The organism is Oleispirillum naphthae, assembly GCA_027864655.1.
GTDB lineage: Bacteria > Pseudomonadota > Alphaproteobacteria > Rhodospirillales > Rhodospirillaceae > Oleispirillum > Oleispirillum naphthae.
Genome location: JAQAZG010000013.1, coordinates 73,535 through 97,941, shown reverse-complemented (window position 1 = coordinate 97,941; position 24,407 = coordinate 73,535). Strand labels below are relative to the sequence as shown.

The 24,407-nt window shown below is 70.8% G+C and carries 23 protein-coding genes; 15 read left to right on the top strand and 8 right to left on the bottom strand.

Annotated features, from left to right (window positions below):
* Positions 1 to 156 precede the first annotated feature (156 nt).
* Positions 157 to 975, top strand: a complete 819-nt coding sequence (locus O7R11_RS13535) for a polyphosphate kinase 2 family protein (RefSeq protein WP_337998060.1) — start codon at positions 157 to 159, stop codon at positions 973 to 975.
* Here O7R11_RS13535 and O7R11_RS13530 read toward each other — a convergent pair.
* Positions 972 to 1,784: a hypothetical protein gene (locus O7R11_RS13530; RefSeq protein WP_337998059.1), complete on the bottom strand. Its 813-nt coding sequence runs from the start codon at positions 1,782 to 1,784 to the stop codon at positions 972 to 974. The two genes, O7R11_RS13535 and O7R11_RS13530, sit on opposite strands and share 4 nt — an antisense overlap.
* 159 nt (positions 1,785 to 1,943) lie before the next feature.
* Between O7R11_RS13530 and O7R11_RS13525 the strand changes: the two genes are divergently transcribed.
* On the top strand, positions 1,944 to 4,208 hold the full coding sequence (locus tag O7R11_RS13525; RefSeq protein WP_337998058.1) for a PAS domain-containing hybrid sensor histidine kinase/response regulator: 2,265 nt from the start codon (positions 1,944 to 1,946) through the stop codon (positions 4,206 to 4,208).
* A 128-nt stretch (positions 4,209 to 4,336) separates the two neighbouring features.
* Positions 4,337 to 5,044 carry a response regulator transcription factor gene (locus O7R11_RS13520; protein ID WP_337998057.1) on the top strand — a complete coding sequence of 236 codons (708 nt, stop codon included), beginning with the start codon at positions 4,337 to 4,339 and terminating at the stop codon, positions 5,042 to 5,044.
* Between the two features lie 187 nt (positions 5,045 to 5,231).
* Here the strand turns inward: O7R11_RS13520 and O7R11_RS13515 are convergent, their stop codons facing one another.
* From O7R11_RS13515 to amrB, 3 genes are read right to left on the bottom strand one after another with little or no spacing between them, the layout of a single operon-like run.
* Positions 5,232 to 6,650 (bottom strand): FAD-binding oxidoreductase, encoded by a 1,419-nt coding sequence (locus tag O7R11_RS13515; protein WP_337998056.1) that lies wholly within the window; start codon positions 6,648 to 6,650, stop codon positions 5,232 to 5,234.
* 26 nt (positions 6,651 to 6,676) lie between these two features.
* Positions 6,677 to 7,630, bottom strand: coding sequence for an L-threonylcarbamoyladenylate synthase (locus tag O7R11_RS13510; protein WP_337998055.1), 954 nt, complete (start codon positions 7,628 to 7,630; stop codon positions 6,677 to 6,679).
* Positions 7,630 to 9,009: an AmmeMemoRadiSam system protein B gene (amrB, locus tag O7R11_RS13505; protein ID WP_337998054.1), complete on the bottom strand. Its 1,380-nt coding sequence runs from the start codon at positions 9,007 to 9,009 to the stop codon at positions 7,630 to 7,632. Before amrB ends, O7R11_RS13510 begins: the two co-directional genes overlap by 1 nt.
* A 125-nt stretch (positions 9,010 to 9,134) precedes the next feature.
* Here amrB and amrS point away from each other — a divergent pair, with 125 nt between their 5' ends.
* The 6 genes from amrS (at position 9,135) to O7R11_RS13475 (ending at position 15,264) form a co-directional block, all read left to right on the top strand.
* Positions 9,135 to 10,226, top strand: coding sequence for an AmmeMemoRadiSam system radical SAM enzyme (amrS, locus tag O7R11_RS13500; protein ID WP_337998053.1), 1,092 nt, complete (start codon positions 9,135 to 9,137; stop codon positions 10,224 to 10,226).
* Between the two features lie 93 nt (positions 10,227 to 10,319).
* Complete coding sequence (locus O7R11_RS13495; protein ID WP_337998052.1) at positions 10,320 to 11,852, top strand: leucyl aminopeptidase; 1,533 nt, start codon at positions 10,320 to 10,322, stop codon at positions 11,850 to 11,852.
* Positions 11,849 to 13,342, top strand: a complete 1,494-nt coding sequence (locus O7R11_RS13490; protein ID WP_337998051.1) for a leucyl aminopeptidase family protein — start codon at positions 11,849 to 11,851, stop codon at positions 13,340 to 13,342. Before O7R11_RS13495 ends, O7R11_RS13490 begins: the two co-directional genes overlap by 4 nt.
* Positions 13,318 to 14,079 carry a sulfite exporter TauE/SafE family protein gene (locus O7R11_RS13485; RefSeq protein ID WP_337998050.1) on the top strand — a complete coding sequence of 254 codons (762 nt, stop codon included), beginning with the start codon at positions 13,318 to 13,320 and terminating at the stop codon, positions 14,077 to 14,079. The genes O7R11_RS13490 and O7R11_RS13485 overlap by 25 nt, the downstream gene beginning before the upstream one ends.
* 65 nt (positions 14,080 to 14,144) lie before the next feature.
* Entirely contained in the window at positions 14,145 to 14,729 is a 585-nt protein-coding gene (locus O7R11_RS13480) for a YqaA family protein (protein ID WP_337998049.1), read from the top strand.
* A gap of 19 nt (positions 14,730 to 14,748) precedes the next feature.
* The gene (locus O7R11_RS13475; protein WP_337998048.1) at positions 14,749 to 15,264 is read left to right on the top strand and encodes a disulfide bond formation protein B; all 516 of its coding nucleotides are present in this window, start codon (positions 14,749 to 14,751) and stop codon (positions 15,262 to 15,264) included.
* Between the two features lie 169 nt (positions 15,265 to 15,433).
* On the opposite strand, the gene O7R11_RS13470 is transcribed toward O7R11_RS13475, so the two are convergent.
* Positions 15,434 to 15,994, bottom strand: a complete 561-nt coding sequence (locus O7R11_RS13470; RefSeq protein ID WP_337998047.1) for an HNH endonuclease — start codon at positions 15,992 to 15,994, stop codon at positions 15,434 to 15,436.
* 168 nt (positions 15,995 to 16,162) lie between these two features.
* On the opposite strand from O7R11_RS13470, the gene gluQRS reads away from it, so the two are divergent.
* Positions 16,163 to 17,011, top strand: coding sequence for a tRNA glutamyl-Q(34) synthetase GluQRS (gene gluQRS / locus O7R11_RS13465; protein WP_337998046.1), 849 nt, complete (start codon positions 16,163 to 16,165; stop codon positions 17,009 to 17,011).
* A 170-nt stretch (positions 17,012 to 17,181) separates the two neighbouring features.
* On the opposite strand, the gene O7R11_RS13460 is transcribed toward gluQRS, so the two are convergent.
* Genes O7R11_RS13460 through O7R11_RS13450 form a run of 3 tightly spaced genes read right to left on the bottom strand, consistent with a single transcriptional unit; the run spans position 17,182 to position 20,054 of the window.
* Positions 17,182 to 18,090, bottom strand: a complete 909-nt coding sequence (locus O7R11_RS13460) for a site-specific tyrosine recombinase XerD (RefSeq protein WP_337998045.1) — start codon at positions 18,088 to 18,090, stop codon at positions 17,182 to 17,184.
* Between the two features lies 1 nt (position 18,091).
* Positions 18,092 to 19,885 carry a hypothetical protein gene (locus tag O7R11_RS13455; protein ID WP_337998044.1) on the bottom strand — a complete coding sequence of 598 codons (1,794 nt, stop codon included), beginning with the start codon at positions 19,883 to 19,885 and terminating at the stop codon, positions 18,092 to 18,094.
* Between the two features lie 31 nt (positions 19,886 to 19,916).
* On the bottom strand, positions 19,917 to 20,054 hold the full coding sequence (locus tag O7R11_RS13450; RefSeq protein WP_337998043.1) for a hypothetical protein: 138 nt from the start codon (positions 20,052 to 20,054) through the stop codon (positions 19,917 to 19,919).
* A 171-nt stretch (positions 20,055 to 20,225) separates the two neighbouring features.
* Between O7R11_RS13450 and O7R11_RS13445 the strand changes: the two genes are divergently transcribed.
* The 5 genes from O7R11_RS13445 to O7R11_RS13425 all read left to right on the top strand — a co-directional run bounded on the left by O7R11_RS13445 (position 20,226) and on the right by O7R11_RS13425 (position 24,388).
* Positions 20,226 to 20,795, top strand: a complete 570-nt coding sequence (locus tag O7R11_RS13445; protein WP_337998042.1) for a shikimate kinase — start codon at positions 20,226 to 20,228, stop codon at positions 20,793 to 20,795.
* Positions 20,792 to 21,937 (top strand): 3-dehydroquinate synthase, encoded by a 1,146-nt coding sequence (gene aroB, locus O7R11_RS13440; RefSeq protein WP_337998041.1) that lies wholly within the window; start codon positions 20,792 to 20,794, stop codon positions 21,935 to 21,937. The genes O7R11_RS13445 and aroB overlap by 4 nt, the downstream gene beginning before the upstream one ends.
* Entirely contained in the window at positions 21,934 to 23,196 is a 1,263-nt protein-coding gene (locus O7R11_RS13435; RefSeq protein ID WP_337998040.1) for an HlyC/CorC family transporter, read from the top strand. The genes aroB and O7R11_RS13435 overlap by 4 nt, the downstream gene beginning before the upstream one ends.
* 123 nt (positions 23,197 to 23,319) lie before the next feature.
* A complete protein-coding gene (locus O7R11_RS13430; protein ID WP_337998039.1) occupies positions 23,320 to 23,754 on the top strand; it encodes a CBS domain-containing protein in 435 nt (144 codons plus the stop codon).
* Positions 23,755 to 23,812: 58 nt separating this feature from the next.
* Positions 23,813 to 24,388, top strand: a complete 576-nt coding sequence (locus O7R11_RS13425) for a DUF2889 domain-containing protein (protein WP_337998038.1) — start codon at positions 23,813 to 23,815, stop codon at positions 24,386 to 24,388.
* The last annotated feature ends 19 nt before the right edge of the window (positions 24,389 to 24,407 follow it).

Below are 24,407 nucleotides of genomic sequence, written 5' to 3'. Positions count from 1 at the left end.
GCGCGCCTGCCCGCAACATCTTGAGTGTTTGTCACACTTGCCCGCCCGAATCCAGCGGATCGTGCGCGGACGCTGAAAATTCATGCCCGGATTTTGACTTCGCGCCGATAGGCCACATAATGGCCGCTCGCGGCAAAAACCACCCGAGGACCCCCGATGTCCGGAAAGAAGAAATCCCATAAGAACGGCAAGACCCCTTCCCTCGCCGACGTGGACCTTTCCGCGGCGGTGGATACCGTCGAGGAGTACGAGCGCCAGATCTCCAAACTGCAGTTCAAGCTGCTCGCCCTGCAGCAGCGCTATCTGCACGAAGGCCGGCGCGCCATCGTCGCCTTCGAGGGCTGGGACGCGGCGGGCAAGGGCGGGGTGATCCGCCGCCTCAACGAACGCCTGGAGCCGCGGCACTGCCACGTCTGGTCGATCGCCGCGCCCAACCCGGACGACCAGGGACGGCACTACCTCTACCGCTTCTGGATGAAGCTGCCGCTCAAGGGCGACCTCGCGATCTTCGACCGCACCTGGTACGGCCGCGTCCTGGTGGAACGGGTGGAGGGCTTCGCCCGCAAGGAGGAATGGCAGCGCGCCTATGCGGAGATCAACGAGTTCGAGCGCATGCTGGCGGACGACGGGGCGCGCATCGTCAAGCTGTTCCTCCACATCTCCCCCGAAGAGCAACTCGCCCGCTTCACCGAACGGCTGCAGAAGCCGCACAAGCGCTGGAAGCTCACCGCCGAGGACATCCGCAACCGCGACAAGCGCCCCGCCTACGAGGAGGCGATCGCCGAGATGTTCGAAAAGACCCACACCGAGGCCGCGCCCTGGCACGTGATCTCCGCCGAGCACAAGCTCCACGGCCGCATCCAGGCGCTGGAGACGATCCTCGACGTGCTCGGCAAGGACGTGGAGACCACGCCGCCGCCCGCCGATCCGGAGGTGGTGGAGATGTTCCGCACACGCTACGGCATCGAACCCTAGCCCTCGGGGAGCGCCACCGGAGAGATCGCGGCGAGCACGTCGTCGAAGGCGGAGCCCTCGCGCGCCGCGTCGTCGGGGTGCGCGCCGCACGCCGAACCCAGGTTCTTGATCCGCGGCCCCTTCTCCGGAGCGGCGGCGATCGCTCCCGCCGAGGTGACCACCACCATCCGCGCGAGGACGCGCCGCGACGCACGGCTCTTCCCGCCGAACACCGCACGCGGAATGTCGAAGCCCCAGTCCGCCTCCGCCGCGGCGAGCATCGCGGCGTTCTCCGAAACCGGGTCCGGCTCTGCGGGAAAACCGGCGGGCGGGCGCAGCAGCAGCCGCACCGCGCCGCCGTCCTCGCCGTCCCAGGCGAGGCGGCTGCCCGCCGCGAGGCGCATCACGTCGGCATCGAGGATGCGGCGGCGGCGCTCCCGCAGACGCGCGAACAGCAGCGCACGGTCGGCCCGGGGGAACGGCGAGTGGCGGAAGTCCAGGCGGCGGCTGGGGGAGAGCGCATAAAGCGTCTCCGCCGCCGCATCGACGAAGCGGTGGAAGGAGGCCTGCAAACCGAGATCGTAGGGCCAGTCGTCGGCATCGGCGAGCGGCGCGACGATGACGCGCCGCCCGGCGCGCACCTCCGCCAGCGCCGCAAGCGCGTTCAACAGCGGATTGGCGCCGGCCACCAGCACGTCGGCGCGGTGCTCCGACGGCGCGGCGGCGCGGCGCTCCGCGGTGGCGATGGGCACCACCACCCGGCCGCCGCCGCCTTCCGCCGCGGAACAAACCCCCGGCCGACCAGGAAACAGCGCTCTGCGAGTCGTCATGGCAAGCCTCCGCCTGCGAAAAGAAGTCCGTAAGACCAGCATACGACCGGCGGCGGCGCGGCGAAACGGCGAATCCGGCCAATCCGGCGCGCGGCGATGACCGCGCCGCCGCCGCGTGCTATGGTTTTTCGGCCCATTGCAAAGGATTGCCGACCTCCCATGCGCCCGCTCAGGCCCGCCGCCGCCACCGATTCCGCCGCCACCCTCGCCTTCGACAGCCTCGACGACGGCCTCCTGGTGCTCGACTCCGAGGACGGCATCCTCGCCTGGAACCCGGCCTTCGCGCGGGCGTGGGCGCTGCTCGGGGTGCCTCTGGTGCGCTCGCTCACCTTCGCCGAAAATCTCGAGGCGGCGGCGGCGATCGGCCGTTCCGGCGGCGCCGCCGAAGCGTGGCTGGCGCATCGCCGCGCCGCGCCGGAAACCGCCGCGCCGTGCCTGCTCGCCCTCTCCGGCGGCCTCGCGCTGCGCATCGCGGAGACCGCCATCGCCGCCGGACGCCACCTCGTCACCTGCCGCGACGTCACCGCCGAGCGCCAACGCGAGGGCGCGCTCAAGGACAGCGAATACCGCTACCGCCTGCTGGTGGAGACGATCACCGAGGGCCTCATCGTGCTCGACCGCGAGCGCCGCATCGTCTATGCCAACCCGCGCTTCCTCTCCTGGTACGGCAGCGGCGACATGGCGCTCTTGGGCCGCCCGCTCGCCGACCTCACCACGCCGCCGGAGCGCGAGCGCCTCGCCGCCCTGTTCTCCGCCGCGGCGCCGCGCGCCGTGGAAATCCCGCTCGTCTGCGTCGGCGGCGCGGTGCGCTTCGCCCTGGTTTCCGCCGCGCCCCTGCGCGCCGCAGAGGGCGGCGTCTCCGGCCACTTCGCGGTGATCACCGACGTCACCGACCTGCGCCGCGCCAGCGAACGCCTGCGCGACAGCGAGGGGCGCTTCCGCAGCATCATCGAGAGCACCCCCTTCGGCATCCTAACCCTCGACGGGGCGGGGCGCATCCTCTCCGCCAATCCGGCGTTCCGCGTCCTCGCCGGGGCGGACCTCGGCGAGGACGAAAGCGCCGAGGCGCGCCTGCCGGAGGCGACCCCGCCGATCGCCGAGATGATGGAGCGCCTCGCCCGCGAGCCTCAACTGCGCACCGTGGACGGCGAAAGCCGCCTCGTCCGCGGCGGCTGCGAACCCGGCCACGCGCGCCTCCTGCTCGCCCGCATGGGCGAGGACGGCGGCTTCCTCATGGTGGTGGAGGACGTCACCGAACGCCGCCGCATGGAGGAGGTGCTGCGCCACGCCTCCAAGCTCGCGCTGCTCGGCGAGATGTCCGCCTCGCTGGCGCACGAGATCAGCCAGCCCTTGAACGTCATCCGCCTCGCCGCGGAAAGCGCGCTCTTGTCCCTGGAGGACGGCGACGCCGCGGCGATGCGCGCCAAGTTCGAGATCATCGGCGCGCAGTCCGACCGCCTGCGCGAAACCATCGACTACATGCAGGGATTCAGCCGCCGCGACGCCGGGCCTCGGCGCTGCTTCGACCTCAGGGACGCGGTGGAGGCGGCGCTCGGCATGGTGTTGCCGCAATGCGCCAACCGCGGCATCGCGGTGGCCCGCCACCTGCCGGACGCGCCGCTGCCGGTGCTCGGCCACGCGCGCCAGGCCGAGCAGGTGCTGATCAACCTCCTCAACAACGCGGTGGACGCCATCGTCGAGCGCCGCGCCGCGCGCGCGGGCGGAGCCGACGAGATCGTCCTCTCCGCGCGCATCGAGACGCCGCGCGGCGCGGCCGCGGAAATCCGCCTGGAGATCGCCGACACCGGCACCGGCATCCGCGAGGAGGACATGCCGCACCTCTTCGACCCCTTCTTCACCCGCAAGACCGAGGGCGCGGGCACCGGGCTCGGGCTCTCGATCAGCCTCGGCCTGGTCACCGCCATGGGCGGCCGCATCGAGGTGGAAAACCGCCCCGAGGGCGGCTGCCGCTTCCGCGTGGCGCTGCCCGCCCGCCTCGACACCCCGGTCGAGCCGCCGCCGCCCGCCGCAGCCGCCGCGCCGCCGCCCGCCGCCGCGGAAACGCCGCCGATGGCGGTGCTGGTGGTGGACGACGAAGAACTCGCCACCCGCGAGATCGCCGCCTTCCTCAAGAAGTCCGGCCACACCGCCTTCACCGCCGCCTCGGGGCGGCAGGCGCACGAGGTGCTGGCCGCCACCCACATCGACATCCTCATCACCGACCTGCGCATGCCCGACGGCGACGGCTTCCAGCTCATCGCCGAGGCGGCGGCGGAATACCCCCACATCGGCCTGGTGGTGATGACCGGCCAGCCGCTGCGCGACCGCGAGGCCCTGGCGGAGCTGGAAAACGGCGTGGACGCGATCCTGCGCAAGCCGGTCAGTCTGCGCGAACTCGCCGAAACCCTGCGCTCTCTGGCGTAAAACCATCCGGATCCGGCGGTTGCGGGTTAAGCGGATGCTTGCTCAAAATCAACTTGGGTATCATTCTGGAATCGTAAAACTCCGATCCTTCTCCGCGCGGATCGCGCACCAACCGATAAGGAGAACGCATGATGAAAGTGTTGATCGCCGACGATCATGCGCTGTTGCGGGACGGATTGAAGCCTTTCGTGTCGAAGATCGGCGACGACGTGAAGATTCTCGAATCCTGCGACTATCCTTCGACCCACGACGCGATCGCGGCGGAACACCCCGACCTGGTGCTGCTCGACTTGCGGATGCCGGGGATGGACGGCACCGACGGCGTGCTGCGGCTGCGACGCGCCTTCCCCAATACCCGCGTCGTCATCGTCACCGGCTGGGTCAGCCGCACCGACGTGCTGGAGGCGATGCGCCTGGGGGTTTCCGGCTATCTGCCGAAGTCGCTGAACGGCACCGCGATGATGCATGCGCTGCGCCTCATCCTGTGCGGCGTGCCCTACTATCCGCCGGAGGTTCTGGCCAACGAATCGATCCAGTCGCAGGCGGACCCCGACTCCGTGGCGACGCCGCACGACCGCTCGCCGCTCTCCGCCCTCACCCGGCGCGAATACGAGATTCTCACCCAACTCGTCGGCGGCGCCTCCAACAAGGAAATCGCCCGCGTCCTCGGCCTCACCGAGATCACCATCAAATCCCACCTGCGCAACGTCTTCCGCAAGATCGGCGCGACCAACCGCACCCAGGCGGTGGCCCTGGCGCTGCGCGAAGGCGTGCAGGCCGCGGTCAACCCGCCGCTCGGCAACGGCGGCGACGGCCAGGCGATGATCGCGGTTTAAACCAACCAATTTTTGAAAAGCTAAAACGTTGCGAGGGGACTCGGTCCCCTCGCGCTCCCCATGACTTGTTTTTCGCCGCGTCGCGGCAGGCAATCGTCACGCCGCGTGATGGTCTTATGGCGCTCCGCGCAAAAACCAAGGTTACGGGAGGTCTGGAGGGTCCGCGACCCTCCAGGACGTTTTGGTTTTATTCCAGCGGCGGGCCGAACAGCGCGCCGGGGTTCATCGTGTTCTGCGGGTCGAGGGCGGCCTTGATGCGGCGCATCATGTCGAGTTCCACCTCCGGGCGGTAGCGCTCCAGGTACTCGATCTTGAAGCGTCCGACGCCGTGCTCGGCGGAGAACGAGCCGTTCAGTTCGTCCACGATGTCGTAGACGATGCGGCTCATCGGGTGCCAGTGGGTGAAGAACTCCTCCACCGGCATGCCCTTGGGCTGGGTGACGTTGAAGTGGATGTTGCCGTCGCCCGCGTGGCCGAAGGGCACCGGCAGGCTGCCGGGCATGAACTCCAGCACCGCGGCGGTGGCGCGGCGGATGAATTCCGGAATCGAGCGCACCGGCACCGAGATGTCGTGCTTGATCGAGCCGCCCTCGTACTTCTCCGCCTCCGGCAGTTCCTCGCGGATGCGCCACAGGCTGCGGCGCTGCTCCAGGCTTTCGGCGAGCACCGCGTCGAGGATCACGCCGTCCTCCAGCGCATCGCCGAGGAAGCCCTCGAAGGTGTCGCGCAGCGGCTCCTCCGGGTTGGCGGAGGTGAACTCGGTGAGCACGTACCACGGGTATTCCGCGTCCAGCGGGTCGGTCACGCCCTCGAGATAGGTCACCGACTGGCGCACCCCGTCGCGGCAGATCAGCTCGAAGGCGGCCACCTGGTCGCCGCTGGCGCGGCGCGCGCGGGCGAGCAGTTCCAGCGCCGCCTCGGGGCTTTCGAGCGCGCAGAAGGCGGTCTCCATCTGCACCGGCTTGGGATAGAGCTTGAGCACCGCGGCGGTGACGATGCCGAGCGTGCCCTCCGCGCCGACGAAGAGGTTGCGCAGGGAGTAGCCGGTGTTGTCCTTGGTCAGGGCGCGCAGGCCGTTCCAGATGCGGCCGTCGGGCAGCACCACCTCGAGGCCGAGGATGTTGTCGCGCGCGGTGCCGTAGCGCAGGGTGTTGATGCCGCCGACGTTGGTGGAGATGTTGCCGCCGATCTGGCAGCTCCCCTGCGCGCCCAGCGACAGCGGGAACAGCCGGTCCGCCCGTTCCGCCGCATTGCGGATGTCTTCCAGCACGCAGCCCGCCTCCACCGTCATGGTGAAGTCCTCGGGGTTGAGGGAGCGGATGCGGTTGAGCCGTCCGGTGGCGACGATCACCTCGCCGTCGGCCAGTCCGCCGCCGACCAGGCCGGTGTTGCCGCCCTGCGGCACGATGGCCACCCCCGCCGCGGCGCAGGCCGCAACGACCTCGGAGACTTCCTCGGTCGTGCCGGGGCGCGCCACCGCCAGCGGCGAACCGCGGAACAGGCCGCGTTCCTCGTTGATGTAGGTTTCCATATCGGCGGCGGCGGTGAGGAGGTTGGCCTCGCCGACAATCGACTTCAATGCCGCGAGAAGGGCGGTCTGGCTCATTCGGGGACCTCGAAAACGTCTATGAATCAGGGGCGCGGCGCCGCCGCGCGCATCAGCCGGTCGTTGATCGCGACTCCGAGCCCGGCGTCCGGAATCGGAGACACCGCAATACCACGATACGGCCCGCCGTCCAACGCCCGAAGCATGGCGAAGAGGTTGGCCGCCGCCTCCACCACGTCGCCCGCGGGGCTGAGGTTGAGCGCCGCCCCGGCCACCGGCCCGAAGCCCAGCAGCGCCTCGCCCGCTTCCGCCGCCGCGGCGTTGAGCCGCACCGGCAGGCCGGGCGCGTAGTGGCTGGCCATCTGCCCCGGCGAGAGCAGCGGCCCGTCCGGCGCGGGCGGCGGCGCGAAGCCCACCGCCACGCCGAGGACGGCGGCCACCGCCTCCGCGGTCACCCCGCCGGGACGCAGCACATGGGGAGCACCCCCGGTCATGTCCAGCACCGTGCTTTCCACGCCCACCGCGCAGGGGCCGCCATCGACGATCATCGCCACCGCGTCGCCCAGGCCCTCGGCCACGTGGCCGGCGCACGTCGGGCTGACCCGGCCGGAGGGATTGGCCGAGGGCGCCGCCACCGGGCAGCCCGCGGCGGAGAGGATGGCCAGAGCCACCGGATGCGCCGGGATGCGGATGGCGACGCTCGCAAGCCCGGCGGAAACCAGGTGGGAAAGGCCGCAGCCGTCGCGGCGCGGCAGCACCAGGGTGAGCGGCCCGGGCCAGAACTCTTCCGCGAGCGTCCGCGCCGCAGCGGAGAAATGCGCCAGCGGCAGCGCCGCGGCGAGGTCCGGCACGTGGGCGATCAGCGGGTTGAAGGCGGGGCGGCGCTTCGCCGCGAAGATCGCGGCGACGGCGCGGTCGTTGCGCGCGTCGCCGCCGAGGCCATAGACCGTCTCGGTGGGAAAGGCGACGAGTTCGCCGCGGGCGAGGCGTTCCCCCGCCGCGCGGATGACCGCGTCATCGGCCGGAAGCGGTGCGGGCATCAGGCGTCGCGGCCCACCGCATCGACGCGGAAGCGCCACGCCTGCAGCGTCGGGCTTTCGGCGAGCGGCAGCCCGGCCTTGAGCTTCAACTGCGCGAGAAACACCACCGGGTCCGGCAGTTGGGTCCACACCTGCGGCAGGAACAGCGCGCGCCGCCCGTGGTCGGCGATCACCAGCCCATCGACGCCCATGTCGAGCTTCGCCACGAGGTCGTGCTCGTCGGTGAAGTCGATGGGCTCCAGCGGCCCGAGCAGCGAGACCGAAATGTCGAGGCCGTCCATCTCCTCGGCGGTGAGCGGCGGAAACCGCGAGTCGGAAAACGCCGCGGCGAAGGCGTTGGCGACGATGTCCTCGGCGATGGTGCGCGCCGTGCGCATCGTGCCGATGCAGCCGCGCAGGCGGCCTTCGCGGTGCAGGGTGACGAAGGTGGCGCCGTATTCCAGAAGCTCCGGCGACACCGCGTCGAAGTTGAGCGGCTGCGGCGCGCCGTGGTCCAGGCCGTGGCGGATCGACGCGTCGGCCAGCGCCAGCATCTCCTCGCCGTAGGTTTCGGTCAGCGGTTGTTCCATCTTCCCCTCGAAAAACGCCCAGGCCCCGTATCCCACCACCTGGCCGCGCGGCCCGGCGGTATCGCCGGAGTTGCGCACGTCCAGGGTCTTCACCGACATCCCCCGCGCCTTGGCGCAGAGCAGGAGGCCGGCGATCGGCAGCCGTCCGCACGCCTGCGGGCGGTCGATCTTTTCCGGCGACATCGTCTCTATGGCGTGGGTGGTCACCGCGTCAAGCGTCACGCAATCGTCGTAGGACAGATAATGCGAGAGGTCGGAGCTCACCACGATCAGGGTCTCGGGGCCGCCCCACAGCCCGGCGAGCAGGTCGGCCACCGCCTCGGGCGACACCTGGCCCGCCAGCACCGGCACGATGGAAACCTCGCCCAGGGTCTCCTTGAGGAAGGGAAGCTGCACCTCCAGGCAGTGTTCCTGCGCGTGCGCCAGGTCCATGCGCACCGCATCCGGGCGCTGCGCCAGGCGGTCCACCGCGGCGGTATCCACCGCCACCGGGCCGAGCGGCGTGTCGAACGCCTCGGCATTGGACAGCGCGAAGCCCGCCACCGCGACGCGGTGGGTCGGCCCGATGAGGACGACGCGGCGCACCTTGCCGCGCGCGGCCGCGAGCCGGGCATAGGCCGCGGCGGCCACCGGCGCGGAATAGCGGTAGCCCGCGTGCGGCACCACCACCGCCTTGGGCAGGTCCTCCTCCGCCGCCGCCTCGGGCGTGGAGAGATAATCCGCCACCTCGCGGCGCAGATCCTCGGGGTCCTCGGGATAGAACATGCCGGCGACGGCGGCGGGACGCACCCGCAATGCATGCTGGTTCATGCCTGGCAGCCTCCGTGAATGCATTCCGCGCCCCGCAAACCGGGGCGGCAATCCGTTTTCAAGAATAATAAACGGCTATAAAGTAAGTCTTATCACTCTAGCATTCCATGCCGCGGGAGGGAATCATGTCGGCGGCCCGCTATTGGCATCCGACCGGCGAGGGCGGCTCCATCGCCTGCGATCTGTGCCCGCGCGGTTGCGTCATCGCCCCCGGCGGGCACGGCGCCTGCTTCGCGCGCGCCAACGCGGGCGGGCGGATGGAGCTTCTCACCTACGGGCGCTCCTCCGGCTTCTGCATCGACCCGGTGGAGAAGAAGCCGCTCAACCACTTCCTCCCCGGTTCGCCGATTCTCTCCTTCGGCGGCGCGGGGTGCAATCTCGCCTGCGCCTGCTGCCAGAACTGGGAGATCTCCCGCGCGCGGGAAACCGGACGCCTGAGCCCGGAGGTGACGCCGGAGGACATCGCCTATGCCGCGGCGCACAAGGGCTGCCGCGCCGTCGCGGTGACCTACAACGAGCCGATCGTCGCGCTGGAATTCGTCCTCGACGTCGCCGCCGCCTGCCGCGCCGCGCAGGTGCGCAGCGTGGCGGTGACCGCGGGCTACATCACCCCCGCCGCGGCGGCGGAATTCTTCCCCGCCTTCGACGCGGTGAACGTGGACCTCAAGGCCTTCACCGAGGCGTTCTACGCCCGCGTCTGCGGCGCGCGCCTCGCCCCGGTGAAGGAGGCGCTGCGCTTCATCGCCCGCGAGACCGCGACCTGGCTCGAGATCACCACCCTGGTCATCCCCGGCCACAACGATTCCGACGCGGAGATCGCGGCGATGGCCGCCTGGATCGCCGCCGAGCTTTCCCCCGACGTGCCGCTGCACCTCTCCGCCTTCCACCCTGCCCACCGGATGATGCAAGTGCCGCCGACGCCGCCCGCGGCGCTGGCCCGCGCCCGCGGCATCGCCATGGCCGAGGGCCTGCGCTTCGTCTACACCGGCAACGTCCACGATGCGGAGGGCGACGCCACGTTCTGCCCCGGCTGCGGCGCGGCGGCGATCCGCCGCGACTGGTACGAGATCGAGGGCTACGGCCTCGACGCTTCCGGCCGTTGCGTGCGTTGCGGCACGCGCCTGCCCGGCGTCTTCGACGGACCGCCCGGCACCTGGGGGCGGCGGCGCGAACCCGTGGAGATGCCTATCCGCCGCCGGCCGTGCCGAAAAACCTGAGCAATGCCTTGCACCGCATGCGGTTCCGGGCAATATCGAAACCATCGACCTTCCGCGGCGCTTCCGCGCCCGTTGTCTTAAGGAATCTTCCGCATGAAAGTCACCTTCGCCAAGCCCGGACTGCCGAAAGCCGGGTGCCTTGCCGTCGGCGTTCTCGAGACCGGCATCCTCACCCCCAGCGCCCAGACCGTCGATGAAGCCTGCGGCGGCGCGCTCACCCGCGCCATCGCCGCGGCGCGCTTCTCCGGCAAGGCGGAGCAGACGCTTTCCGTCGTCGCCCCCGCCGGGGTTTCCGCCGATTGCATCGTGCTGATCGGCCTCGGCAAGGCGGAGGGAATCGACGCCCGCCGCATGGAATCCTTCGGCGCGGCGGCGCAGGCGGCGGCGGAAAAGGCCCGCGCCGCGGAGTTGACCATCTCCGTGGACGCGATCGCCAAGACCAAGGCCTCCGCCGCCATGCTCGCGGCGCACGCGGCGCTCGGCGCGGCGCTCGCCTCCTACCGCTTCGACCTCTACCGCACCAGGCAGAAGCCGGAAGACAAGCCCAGCGTCTCCGACCTCACCGTGCGGCTGGACGACTTCGCCGCCGCCAAGACCGCCTTCCTGCCGATGTCGGCGGTCGCCGACGGCGTCGGCCTGACCCGCGACCTCGTCTCCGAACCCGCCAACGTGCTCTCGCCGGAGCTTTTCGCCAAGGTCGCCAAGGGCCTGGAAAAGGACGGCGTCGAGGTCACCGTGCTCGGCGAGAAGGAGATGGCCAAGCTCGGCATGGGCGCGCTCCTCGGCGTCGGCCAGGGCTCGGAGCGGGACTCCCAGCTCGTGGTGCTGCGCTGGCAGGGCGGCGAAAAGGACGAACCGCCGGTCGCCATCGTCGGCAAGGGCGTATGCTTCGACTCCGGCGGCATCTCGATCAAGCCAGCCGCCAACATGGAAGAAATGAAGACCGACATGAGCGGCGCGGCGGTGACCACCGGCCTGTTGCAGATCCTCGCCCGCCGCAAGGCGCGGGTGAACGTGGTCGGCATCCTCGGCTTGGTGGAGAACATGCCCTCGGGCGCGGCGCAGCGCCCCGGCGACGTGGTGACCTCGATGTCCGGCCAGACCATCGAGGTGATCAACACCGACGCGGAGGGCCGCCTGGTGCTCGCCGATGCGCTGTGGTACGTGCAGGAGACCTTCCACCCCAAGGCGGTGATCGACCTCGCCACCCTCACCGGGGCGTGCGTCATCGCGCTCGGTTCCGAGCATGCGGGGCTCTTCTCCAACGACGACGCGCTCGCCGCCGCGCTCGCCGCCGCGGGAGCCGAGGTGGGCGAACCGCTGTGGCGGCTGCCGCTGGGCGAGGCCTACGACAAGCAGATCGACTCCGACATCGCCGACATGAAGAACACCGGCGGCCGCGAGGCAGGGGCGATCACCGCGGCGCAGTTCCTGCAACGCTTCGTCCGGGAGGGCACCGCCTGGGCGCACCTCGACATCGCGGGCGTCGCCTGGACCAAGAAGGCCAAGGGCACCGTGCCGAAGGGCGCTTCCGGCTTCGGCGTGCGCCTGCTGGAGCGCCTTATCGCCGCCGCCTATGAGGCGGCCCCCGCGCCCAAGGCTCCGGCGAGAAAAGCCCGGAAATGATCCGCATCCGCTTCGCCGGACGGAACGACGCGGCGCCGTGGCGGACCCTTCCCCTCGGCGCCGCCGACGCCTGGATCGCCGGGACACGCAAGCGCCCGGCGGTGCGCGGCTCCGCCGCGCGCCCCGCAGGCGTGCCGAAGAAACCCGCGCCGGGCGGCCTTCTCCACCCCGCCGCGATCGGTCCCTGCGGCTTCACCGGCGCGGCGGACCTGGGCAACCCGGCGGACTTCACCGCCGCGGCGGCGGAGGCGCTGGGACGGCGCATCGGCGCGGCGGCGGCGCGGCCCGGGGTGCGCCGGGTGTTCGTCGATGCCGACCTCTTCCCCGAGACCGCGGCGGCGCTCGCCGCCGGGCTGGCGCTGCGCGTCGAGCCGCGCCTCTCGCTGAAAAGCCGGGTGAAGGACCCGTTTGCCGACCCCGCCGCCCGCCCCCGCGAGGCGGTGATCCTCTCCACCAACCCCGCCGCGGCGGAAGCCGCGTGGGAAAGACTCGGCCCCGCCGTCGAGGCCGCGCTGTGGGCGCGCCGCCTCGCCGACGAACCGGCCAACCGCCTCGGCCCCGACGAGATGCAGGCGGCGGCGGAGAGCCTCGCCCCCCTCGGCGTGCGCGTCTCCACCATCGCCGGGGAGGCGCTTTTGGAAAGCCGCCTGGCGCTGATCCACGCGGTGGGGCGCGGCTCGGCGCGGCCGCCGCGCCTCATCGTGCTCGCCTGGCCGGGGGCGGACCCCAAGGCCGCGCCGCTGGCGCTGGTCGGCAAGGGCATCGTCTTCGACACCGGCGGCATCTCGATCAAGCCCGCGGACCGCATGGAGGAGATGAAGGGCGACATGGCGGGGGCCGCCGCCGTGCTCGGCGCGGTGCGCGCCGCGGCGGAACGCAAATCGCCGCTGCCCGTCGTCGGCCTGCTGGCGGTGGCGGAAAACGCGGTTTCCGGCAATGCCGCGCGCCCCGGCGACGTGATCGCCGCGCATGACGGCTCCACCGTGGAAATCGTCGATACCGACGCCGAGGGCCGCCTGGTGCTGGCCGATGCGCTGGCCTATGCGCGGCAGGCGTTCGCCCCCTTCCTGATGGTCGATCTCGCCACGCTGACCGGTGCGGTGGTGCGCACCCTCGGGGCCTGGCACGCCGGGCTGTTCGCCAACCGCGACGCCGCGGCCGCGCGCATCGCCGCCGCCGCCGCCGCGAGCCGCGAGCCGGTGTGGCGGCTGCCGCTGCCCGGAGCCGACGACGACGCGCTCTCCTCCACCATCGCCGACGTCAAGAACTGCGCCTGGGGCACGGCGCCCGACGCGCTGCACGCCGCGGGCTTCCTCTCCCGCTTCGCCGCGGAAACGCCGTGGGCGCACCTCGACATCGCGGGCGCGGCCGACGCGCCCGCGGAAACCGAACAGGAACGCGGCGGACCGCGCGGCTTCGGCGTGCGGCTGCTCGACGCCCTGATCCAAAACCTGGAGACAACCCCGTGGACTTCCTCTTCGGAGACCTGAGCGCCGCCGACCTCGCCGTCATCGCACTCGCCTTCGCCGTCGGCGGCACCGTCAAGGGCACCGTCGGCATGGGCCTGCCGATGATCGCGGTGCCGATCATCTCCACGGTGATCGACCCGCGCTCCGCCATCGCCACGATGATCCTGCCGATCATGGGGGCCAACTTCCTGCAGGCGCGCGTCGGCGGCAGCCTGCTGGAGACCGCCGCCGCCTTCCGCGCGCTGCTGATCCCGATGTTCCTGGGCAGCACCGTCGGCGCGCTGCTCATCACCTCCATTCCCACCGCCTATGCCGCGATCATCCTCGGCAGCCTGGTCAGCCTGTTCGCGGTGTCCACCCTGGCGGGGTGGAAGCCCACGATCCCCTCCGGCGTGGACCGGCGGCTGCGCCCCGCCATCGGCCTCGTCTCCGGCCTGGTCGGCGGGATGAGCAGCTTCTTCGCGCCGACCGTGGTGCCCTACCTGTTCAGCCTGCGCCTCGACAAGACCGCCTTCGTGCGCACCATGGGCGTGATCTTCCTGGTCGGCGAAGCGCCGCTGTTTTTCGGCCTCGCGGTCTCCGGTTTCGCGCCGCCCTCGGTGTGGGCGCTCTCCGCCGCCGGATGGGGGGTGGTGGGCTGCGCCATGGCGATCGGCAAGCGCCTGCGCGACCGCATTCCGCAGGAGCGCTTCATGACCCTGGTCGGCGCGATGCTGCTGATCGTCGGCCTCAACATGATCCGCCGCGTCCTCTTCTGATCCTGTAGACGCGCCCCGCGCCGCCTGCTACACACGAGCCGGTTTTTTCCGCCGCGAAGGCCATCATGCTGCGACGTCTCTACGACTGGACCATGGCGCAAGCCGCCACCCCGCACGCCATGGCGACGCTCGCCGTCGTCGCCTTCGTCGAAAGCTCGGTCTTTCCCATTCCGCCCGACGTGCTGATCATCCCCATGGTGCTGGCGGCACGGCACCGCGCCTGGCGCATCGCCTTGGTCTGCACCGTCGCCAGCGTCATCGGCGGCTTCGCCGGATACGCCATCGGGCTGTTCCTGTTCGACCAGGTGGCGCGGCCGATTCTCGCCTTCTACGGCTACATGGACAAGTTCGAGTCCTTCCAGGCGCTCTACAATCACTGGGGCGCGTGGATCGTCTTCGGCGCGGGGGTCACCCCCTTCCCCTACAAGGTGATCACCATCGCCAGCGGCTTGACCGCGCTCAACCCCTTCGTCTTCGCCATCGCCTCGGTGCTGGCGCGGGGGCTGCGCTTCTTCCTCGTCGCCGCGCTGTTGTGGAAGTTCGGCGATCCGATCCGCGGATTCATCGAGGCGCACCTCGGCAAGCTCGCCACCCTGTTCTTCGTGCTGTTGATCGGCGGGTTCGTCGCCCTTAAGTATTTGGCGGTCTGACCTCAACCCCGAAAGCCCGATGCCCCGTTCCCCGGATATCCGCGTCTGCCTCTTCCTCGCCGTCACCAGCCTCGGCATCCTCGCCGCCGCCTTCGTGATGCAATACGTCTTCGGCATCGACCCCTGCGTGCTCTGCACCTACCAGCGGGTGCCCTATGCGCTGACCACCGGCTTCGCCCTGTTCGGCACGGCAATGCCGCTCGCCCCGGCGCGGCGGCGCACCGTGGTCCTCATCTGCGCCGCGATCTTCGCCGCGGGCGCGGCGCTCGCCCTCTATCACGTCGGCGTGGAGCAAGCCTGGTGGGCGGGCAGCCAGGGCTGCACCGGCGAAACCGCCACGCTCACCCTCGCCGACATGGAAAAGGCGCTCTCCGTCAAACCCACCGTGCGCTGCGACGCGGTGCCGTGGACCCTCTTCGGCCTGTCGCTCACCGCCTACAACCTGATCGCCTCGTCCGGGCTGACGCTGTTGTGCCTGATCCTCGCCTCGGAACGCCGCCTCTGGCGCGAACGCCGCTTCTACCCGCGGGGCTAGGCTGAAAACCAAAACTTTGCGAGGGGTCTTAGACCCCTCGCGCACCCCCTAACTTTCGGTTTTGCGCGCAGCGCGATAAAGCCATCACGCGGCGTGGCGGTTGTCTGCCGCTGCGCGGCGAAAAAAGTTGGGGGCCGGGGGCAGCGCCCCTGAGCTGATTCTACCGGCGCTAATCCTCGAGTTCCGTATCCCAGTATAAAAAGTCGCACCAGCTCTTGTGCAGGTGGTGCGGCGGGAAGGAACGGCCGATTTCCTGCAATTCGAAGGTGGTCGGCATCTCGGGCATGCGCCATGGGCGGAAGCCGGGGCGGTTCGGCAGGTGGTCCGCCTTCGCCAGGTTGCACGACTGGCAGGCGGTGACCACGTTTTCCCAACTCGTCCGCCCGCCGCGGGAACGCGGCATCACGTGGTCGAAAGTCAGGTCCTGGGTGGGGAAACGCCGGCCGCAATACTGGCAGCAGAAGCGGTCGCGCAGGAACACGTTGAAGCGGGTGAACGCCGGACGCCGCACCGTGGGCACGTAGTCCCTGAGCGCGATCACGCTGGGCAGACGCATCGACTGGCTGGGGGAGCGCACCACCGTGTCGTATTCGGAGAGAACCTGCACCCGATCGGACACGACCGCCTTGATCGCTTCCTGCCAGGACCAAAGCGACAACGGAAAATAGCTCAGCGGACGGAAGTCCGCATTCAGCACCAGGGCCGGGGCGAAATCCCCATCGAAGGTCACCGGAACCTCCTACGGTCGGAAAGCCGCACGCCATGTCGCCACATGGGGCACGACATCTGGTGTCCAGATATAGCAGAAACCCCTTGATCTTGCATCACAGGATTGTGACGGTCGCACCTGTCCCGCAGGCCGTTGCGATACCGATGGAAAATCGGCTATGCCGGTGCAATGACACGCCGCGCCGAGACCACCCGCTTCGCCCCCAGCCCCACCGGTCCGCTCCACCCCGGGCACGCGCTCTCCGCCCTGTTCGCGGCGCGCGAGGCGGGTCCCGAGGGCAGCTTCCTGCTGCGCATCGAGGACATCGATTCCACCCGCTGCCGCGAACCCTTCGTCGAAGGCATCTTCGCCGATCTCGCCTGGCTCGGCCTCGCCTGGCCCGCCCCGGTGTGGCGGCAGTCCGCACGCATGGGAACCTATGCCCGCGCCCTCGATAGCCTCAAGGCCGAGGGCCTGCTCTACCCCTGCTTCTGTTCCCGCGCCGACATCGCCCGTGAAATCGCCGCCTCCGCCTCCGCCCCCCACGGTCCCGACGGCCCGCTCTACCCCGGAACCTGCCGCGGCCTCCCCAGCGAGGAGGCCGCCCGCCGCATCGCCGCCGGAGCCCCCCACGCCTGGCGGCTCGACATGGGAAAGGCGCTCGCCCGCGCCCCACGCCTCGCCTGGCACGACCGCGACCGCGGCAGCCGAACCGCCACGCCGGAGATCTTCGGCGACGTCGTCCTCGCCCGCCGCGACACCCCGGCGAGCTACCACCTCGCCGTCGCCCTCGACGACGCGGCGCAAGGCATCACCTGCGTCACCCGCGGCGAAGACCTCCTCCCCGCCACCCACGTCCACCGCCTCCTCCAATACCTCCTCAACCTCCCCACTCCCGAATGGCGGCACCACCGTCTGCTCGCCGACGCCTCCGGCCACCGCCTCGCCAAACGCACCGGCGCGCCGACGCTGTCCAGCCTGCGCGACGCGGGCGCAACGCCCGAAGAGGTAAAGGCGCTGATCGGGTGGGCGGGGTAAAAACCAGGCCAGGGCTCCGCCCTGGACCCGCAAGGGGCCGGGAGGCCCCATGACCCCATAACCGGTTTTTCGCCGCGTAAGCGGCCATAACCGTCACGCCGCGTGATGGCTCTATCGCGCTACGCGCAAAAACTCGAAGTTATGGGGTCCGGGCGGAGCCCGGCCTGGTTTTACAGCTTCAGCTTCAGCCCGGCCAGGGGGTGGCCGGTTTCGACGAGGCTGCGCAGGCGGTCTTCCAGGACGTGGGTATAGATCTGGGTGGTGGCGATATCGGCGTGGCCGAGCATGCTCTGCACCGCGCGCAGGTCCGCGCCGTGGGCGAGGAGGTGCGAGGCGAAGGAATGGCGCAGCACGTGGGGCGAAACCTTGGAGGGGGAGATGCCTGCGTTGGCCGCCAGGGTCTTGAGCATCTTGTAGAAGGCGTCGCGGGTGAGGTGGCCGCTGCGCCCTGGGCCGGGGAAGGCCCATTTGCCGCCGCCGCGCAGGCCGCGGGCGGTTTCGGCGCGGTGCGGCAGGTAGGCGGCGAGCGCGTCGCGCGCCGCCGGGGTCAGCGGCACGGCGCGTTCCTTGCGGCCCTTGCCCATGACGAGCAGGACCTCCGGGTTGCGGGCGACGGCGGAGAACGGCAGGCCGACGAGTTCGGAAACGCGTAAGCCCGTGGCGTAAAGGACTTCCAGGAGGGCGACGGTGCGCGGACCGGAGGGACCGGGGAGCGCGCGCGCCGCGGCGATGAGGCGGTCCACCTCGCCCTCGCTGAGGTATTTCGGCAGCGGGCGGCCGATGCGCGGGGAGTCGAGGAGGCGGGCGGGGTTGTCGGCACGTTCGCCCTCGGCCTGGAGGAAAAGGTAGAACTGGCGGATGGCGGAGAGGCGGCGCGCCTGGGTGCGCGGCGAGAAGCCGCGCGCCATCAGGCCGCGCAGGTAGGTTTTGAGGTCCGCGCCACCGGCCCCCGCGAGGGAGCGCGGCGCGAGCGCGGCGGCGAGGTCGGCGAGGTCGCGGCGGTAGGCATCGACGGTGCGGGGCGAGGCGGCGCGCTCCGCCCGCATCATTTCGAGGAAGCGCTCGGCCTCGTGGCCCATTTCAGTACCCTGCGGCGATCAGGCTCTCCACCGCGACGCGTTTCGCCCAGTCCGCCGCGCCCACGGCGAGCAGCGCGGCGGCCACGCCGTCCGCCGCCGCCGCGGAGACCGGCTTGCCGTCGCCCGCGTCGAGCTGCTGCGCGGCGAGCATCAGGGTGCGGCCGAGAGCGCCCTTCTGCGCCGCGTCCAGCGTCGCGGCGGCGAGGACGGGCGAGGCCGCCGGGGCCGCTGCGGGGGCCGCCGGGTCGGCCAGGGCGGCGCGCCAGTCGGCATCGGACGCCGGCAGGGAGAAGACGCGGTAGAGGGCGAGCAGGCGGTCGCGCACCGTTTTGAGGGATGCGGGCGCGACGCCGCGCGCTTCCTCCAGCTTCTGCCAGACGGCGAGCGTCGGCACCGCCATGCGTGCGCGGTCCTGCGCCGCGGCGGGCGCATCGACCAGCACGACGAGCGGCGCGAGGTTCCCGGAGACGGTGCGCGCCGCGTCGGAGCCTCCGCCGTTGCGCGCGGCGAGTTCCACCCAGCGCTTCGCCACCGTCCAATCGCCGTTCCAGAAGGCGGCGCGCGCCGCGTCGCCCGCGAGCCAGGCCGCCGCCGGTTCGGTGGAGAGATCGGCGAGCGGCTGCGCCAGCAGCGCAGAAAGCACCGGCCAGAGGGCCGGGTCGGCATGCGCCGGGGCGAGCATGCGGGCGAGGATTTCGGCGCGCGCCGGGGCGGACGGCGCGGCCTTGAGCATCTGCCAATAGAGGGCGCGGCCGCGCGGCGTGGCGGCATCGGCCTTGAGCGCCTTGGCCTCCTCGACGTCGGCCTTGGGGAACGCCACGCGCTCCAGCACCGCCTGCGCCTCCGCCGCGGGGATGGCGCCGCGGCGCAGCCCCTCCTCGACGATGGCGAGCGCGCCGTCGCCCACCGTGCCGTCCTTCGGCACCGCGAGGCGGGCGAGCCAGGGCTTGGCGGCAAGCGGCAGGCCCTCGGGAAACTTGGCGTCGAGCGCGGCGAGCGCGCCGGCCTCGAACACGCCGATGCTCGCGGGCAGTTCGGCGAGCGAGAGCCTGGTCCGGCCCTGGATGCGGTCGGCGACCGGGGCAAAGGCCTCGTCCACCGCACCGAGATCGGTGAGCAGGCTGACCGAAAGCCGCGCCTTGTCGGTGGCTCCGGCGGCGGCGGCGCAGGCGGCGTTCATCTTGCCCCAGACCGGTGCGTCGAAGCGCTGCAACCCCTCTTCCACCCCGGCGCAGGCGGCTTTCACGTCGCGCTTCAGCCAGGCGGCGCGGGCGACGGCAAGCTGCACCGCCTCGCTCTGCACGCTGCGCGGCACCAGGGCGGCGAGCGCCAGCGCGTCCTCGGCGTCGCCTGCGGCGATCAGGGCGTCCAGGCGCGCCGCGGCGAGCACTCCCGGAGTCGCGGGCGTGCCGGAAAGGCTCATCGGCGCGGCGGCGGTGAGCAGAAGCTGGCGCGCCATGCCGCGCGCCGCGGCGGAGACGGAGGCGGCAGGCAGGGTCTTGAGCCCGGCGAGCACCGCGAGGCGGTCCTGGCCGAACCACACCTGGGTGCCGAGGTCGCGCCGCCAGGGCTCCGCGGCGGAAGCGGAGAGAATGCCCACCGCCTCGGGATCGACGTCGGAAAGGCCGCCGATGGAAATCCCCGAGGGAGCGATCTGCACCTGCAACGGCGCGGGGGGCGCGCCGGAAGAGGGGAACAGCGGCATCGGCGCGTCGCCGCCGAGGCTTTGCGCGTGCGCCGTTCCCGCGGCGAGAACCGCCGCCAGTGCGACGCACCATGAAACCCGCATCGTCATCGGTCGTCCCCCCCTGTGGCCGGAGCCGCGATTATTTGAAGCGATCCGCCGGGATCGCCTTTTCCACCCGCGCCGTCGGCGCGGGCATGTCCCAGGTCGCCAGAAAAACCGCGCCCCCCGCAACGGCGAGGACGCAGACGATCAGAACCAAGCGCACGATAAGCCCCACGGCAACCTTCTCCTTGAGAAAAACCCGTTCGTCCGCACCGCACCGTTCCGCGTGACAACACGGTGAATTCCGCTACAGTAGCGGCGCGCGCCGGGCAGTGTAGCCTCTTGCCCGCGCGCGTTCAACGCGCCCCGCACGGCGCCGTTTTTTCATGCTTCGTTCCGAAAGGCCATGTCAGACCCCGTTGCCGCCCGCGTCGCCGCCATACCCCGCACCATCGCCCTGGTCGGGTTGATGGGCTGCGGCAAGAGCCACATCGGCCGCCGCCTCGGCGGCGTGCTGGAACGGCCCTTCCTGGATTCCGACGCCGAGGTGGAAAGCGCCGCCGGACGGCCGATCCGCGACATCTTCGAAACCATGGGGGAGGCCGCCTTCCGCGAGGGCGAGCGCAAGGTGATCGCGCGGCTGATCGACGGGCCGCCCTGCGTGCTCGCCACCGGCGGCGGCGCTTTCGTCGATCCCGCCACGCGGGCCGCCCTGCTTTCCCGTGCGGTATGCGTGTGGCTGCGCGCCGAGCTCGACCTTCTGGTCCTGCGCACCGCCGGGCGCGCCACCCGGCCGCTGCTGCTGACCGGAGACCCGCGCGCGATTCTGGGGGATTTGATGAAAAAGCGCTATCCTCTCTATGCCGAGGCGCAGGTCGTCGTGGACACCCGCAACGAACCCTCCGAAAACACCCTGGCGCGGGTTCTCGCGGCGATCGACGCCTGGTGGACCAACCGGGAGAGCGAAGCGCGATGACCCAGCCTGAAACCGTATCCGTCGATCTCGGCGCGCGCAGCTACCCGATCTTCATCGGCCCCGGGCTGATCGCCCGCGCCGGCGAGGCGATGCGCCCGCTGCTGCCGCAGCCGCGCGTGCACATCGTCGCCGACGCCACGGTCGCCGCGCACTACCTCGCGCCGCTTGCGGCTTCGCTTTCCGCCGCGGGCATCGCGCACGCCGCCACGCTGATCCCGCCGGGGGAGGAGAGCAAATCGCTCACCACCCTGGAGGCGCTGCTGGGCGAACTGCTGGACGCACGGGTGGAGCGCAAGACCACGCTGGTCGCCCTCGGCGGCGGCGTCACCGGCGACCTTGCGGGCTTCGCCGCGGCGATCGTGCTGCGCGGCATCCCGTTCATCCAGGTGCCGACCACCCTGCTCGCCCAGGTGGACAGCTCGGTCGGCGGCAAGACCGGCATCGACGCGCACCAGGGCAAGAACCTGATCGGCGCGTTCCACCAGCCGCGCCTGGTGCTCGCCGACACCGACACGCTTTCCACCCTGCCGTTGCGCGAACTGCGCGCAGGCTATGCCGAGATGGCGAAGTACGGCCTGATCGACCGCCCGGAGTTCTGGGCGTGGCTGGAGATTCACGGCGCGGAGGTGATCGGCGGCGCGGGCGTGCCCGCCGCGGTATGCGCCGAGGCGCGCGCCGCCGCCATCGCCGAGAGCTGCCGCGCCAAGGCCGCGATCGTCGCCGCCGACGAGACGGAAAGCGGGCCGCGCGCGCTTCTGAACCTCGGCCACACCTTCGCCCACGCCTTCGAGGTGCTCACCGGCTTCGGCGACCGCCTGCGCCACGGCGAGGCGGTGAGCATCGGCATGGTGCTGGCCTTCGCGCTGTCCGAGAGGCTCGGCCTTTGCCCGCCCGGCCGCGCGGCGCAGGTGGCGGCGCATCTGCGCAGCGTCGGCCTGCCGGTCTCGCCCGTGGAGATCGGCGCGGACTTCACCGTGGACGCCCTGTGGAACGCCATGCAGGGCGACAAGAAGGTGGAAGGCGGGCGCATCACCTTCGTGCTGGCGCGCGACATCGGCGCGGCGGCGCTCACCCCCGAGGCGCCGCCCGAGGCGGTGCGCGCGGTGCTCGCCGAGGCTCTGGCGGGAGAGCCCGGCCGATGATCTGGAGCCTCGCCGCGATCTTCGTGCTGCTGTTGCTCTCCGCCTTCTTCTCCGGCGCGGAAACGGCGCTCACCGCCGCCTCGCGGCCGCTGATGCGCGAGATGCAGAAGCAGGGGGATAGCCGCGCCGCCCTGGTCAACGAGATGGACCGCCACCGCGACCGCCTGATCGGCACCATCCTTTTGGGCAACAACGCGGTCAACATCGCCGCCTCGGCGCTCGCCACCAGCGTGCTGATCTCCTGGTTCGGGCAGACCGGCATCGCCTATGCGACGCTGGGGATGACCCTGATCGTCCTGATCTTTTCCGAGATTCTGCCCAAAACCTATGCGATCCGCAACGCCAACGCCCTGGCGCTCGCCGTCGCCCCGGTGATGCGCCCGCTCACCCGCGTGCTCGCGCCGGTGATGTTCGGCCTGAATGCGGTGATCGGCGTCATCCTCAAGCTCTGCGGCGTCAAGGAGGCGGAGAAATCCCTGGCCCAGCACCTCACCGAGCTGCGCGGCGCGATCGAGATGCACACCGAGGAGCAGGAAGAGGTGCGCCACGAGCGCGCCATGCTGAAAAGCGTGCTGGAGCTTGCCGACGTCGAGGTGGGCGAGGTGATGACGCATCGCCGCGACCTGGTGACCATCGACCTCGACACCCCCGCCGAGGCGATCATCGCCGCGGTGCTGGAAAGCCCCTTCACCCGCATTCCGCTTTTCCGCGACAACCCGGACAACATCGTCGGCGTGCTGCACGCCAAGGCGCTGTTCCGCGCCGTGCAGGCGCATCAGGGTCCGGTGACGGAACTCGACATCGCGGCGGTCGCGGGCAGGCCGTGGTTCATTCCCGACACCACCTCGCTGTTGGACCAGTTGCAGTCCTTCCGCACCCGGCGCGAGCACTTCGCCATCGTCGTGGACGAGTACGGCTCGCTCCTGGGCATCGTCACCCTGGAAGACATTCTCGAGGAAATCGTCGGCAACATCGATGACGAACATGATATCGTCATTGCCGGAGTGCGGGCGCAGGCCGACGGCTCCTTCATCGTCGCAGGCGACGTGACGATCCGCGATCTCAACCGCGAATTCGAATGGTCGCTGCCCGACGAGGATGCCGCCACCGTCGCCGGACTGGTGATTCACGAAAGCCAGCGCATCCCGGAGCCGGGGCAGGTTTTCCGCTTCCACGGCTTCCGTTTCGAGATTCTGCGGCGGCAGCAGAACCGCCTGATCAGTTTGCGAGTCACGCCCCCCGAAGAGGACGGGCGCTGACGGAGGAAGCCGCGCGGGGGACCGCGCGGCGGCGGGTCGAATGCCTCCCCCGCATGGTCTTTGTCAAACCTGCGACCGGGCCGTCAAGAACCCGGGGCGTCGTCAATTTGGGAGCCTCACACCATGACCTGTTCCATTGCCAGTGTGCTCGCGGACCGCGTCTTCTTCACGCTGCCCAGCACCGCCACCGCCCGCGAGGCCGCGCAGTACCTCGCCGACAAGGAGATCGGCGCGGTCACCGTCGTCGATGACGGCCAACTCGTCGGCGTGCTGTCGGAACGCGATCTGGTGTTCCGCATCATCGCTGGCGGCGCCGATGCCGACCGCGTGCGCGTCGCCGACATCATGACCCGCGATCCGATCACCGTGCAGGCGGCGGAAAGCCTCTCCTCCGCGCTCACCAAGATGCGCGACCGCAAGATCCGCCACCTGCCGGTGATGGACGGCGAGGCGCTGGTCGGCATGATGTCGATCCGCGACGTGTTCGCCGCGATGAAAAACGAACTCGAGCACGACCTCACCGAGCGCGAAGCGATGATCTTCGGCCTGCCGATGTAACCCGCTGCCGTCCGCCGCCTTGCGGCGGGCGGCACCCCGGCCGCAGAGTCCCCGCCCCATGCCCCTGACGCCGCCTTCGCCGCGCCGCCTCGTCCACCAGCGCACCATCGTCTGCACCGGCTACGCCCGCGAGGATGGCCTGTGGGAAATCGAGGGCGGATTCGCCGACACCAAGTCCGAAACCTACCGCGAGGGCGACCAGGGGCCGATCCCCGCGGGGGTGCCGCTGCACGGCATGCGGTTGCGCCTGGTGGTGGACGACTCGGCGCAGATTCTCTCCGCCGAGGCGGAAATCGGCAACGCCCCCTTCGCCATCTGCCCGCTCGCCGCGCCGCTTGCCGCAAAACTCGCGGGGCTCTCCATCGGCAAAGGCTTCATGACCGAGGCGCGGCGCATCATCGGCGGCGCCAAGGGGTGCACCCATGTTCTGGAACTGTTGAGCGAGGTGGCGGCGACCGCCTTCCAGACCCTGCACGAAGTCCGCTGGAAGGAAAACGACGCCCGCGACGCCGCGGGACTGCCCCCGCGGCGTCCGGCGATCATCGACACCTGTCACGCGCTGCGCGCCGACGGACCGGTGGTTCGCCTGAAGTGGCCCGAGTTCGCCCGGGACCCGAAGCCCGGAAACGACTAGCCACCCCTACCTGAACTCG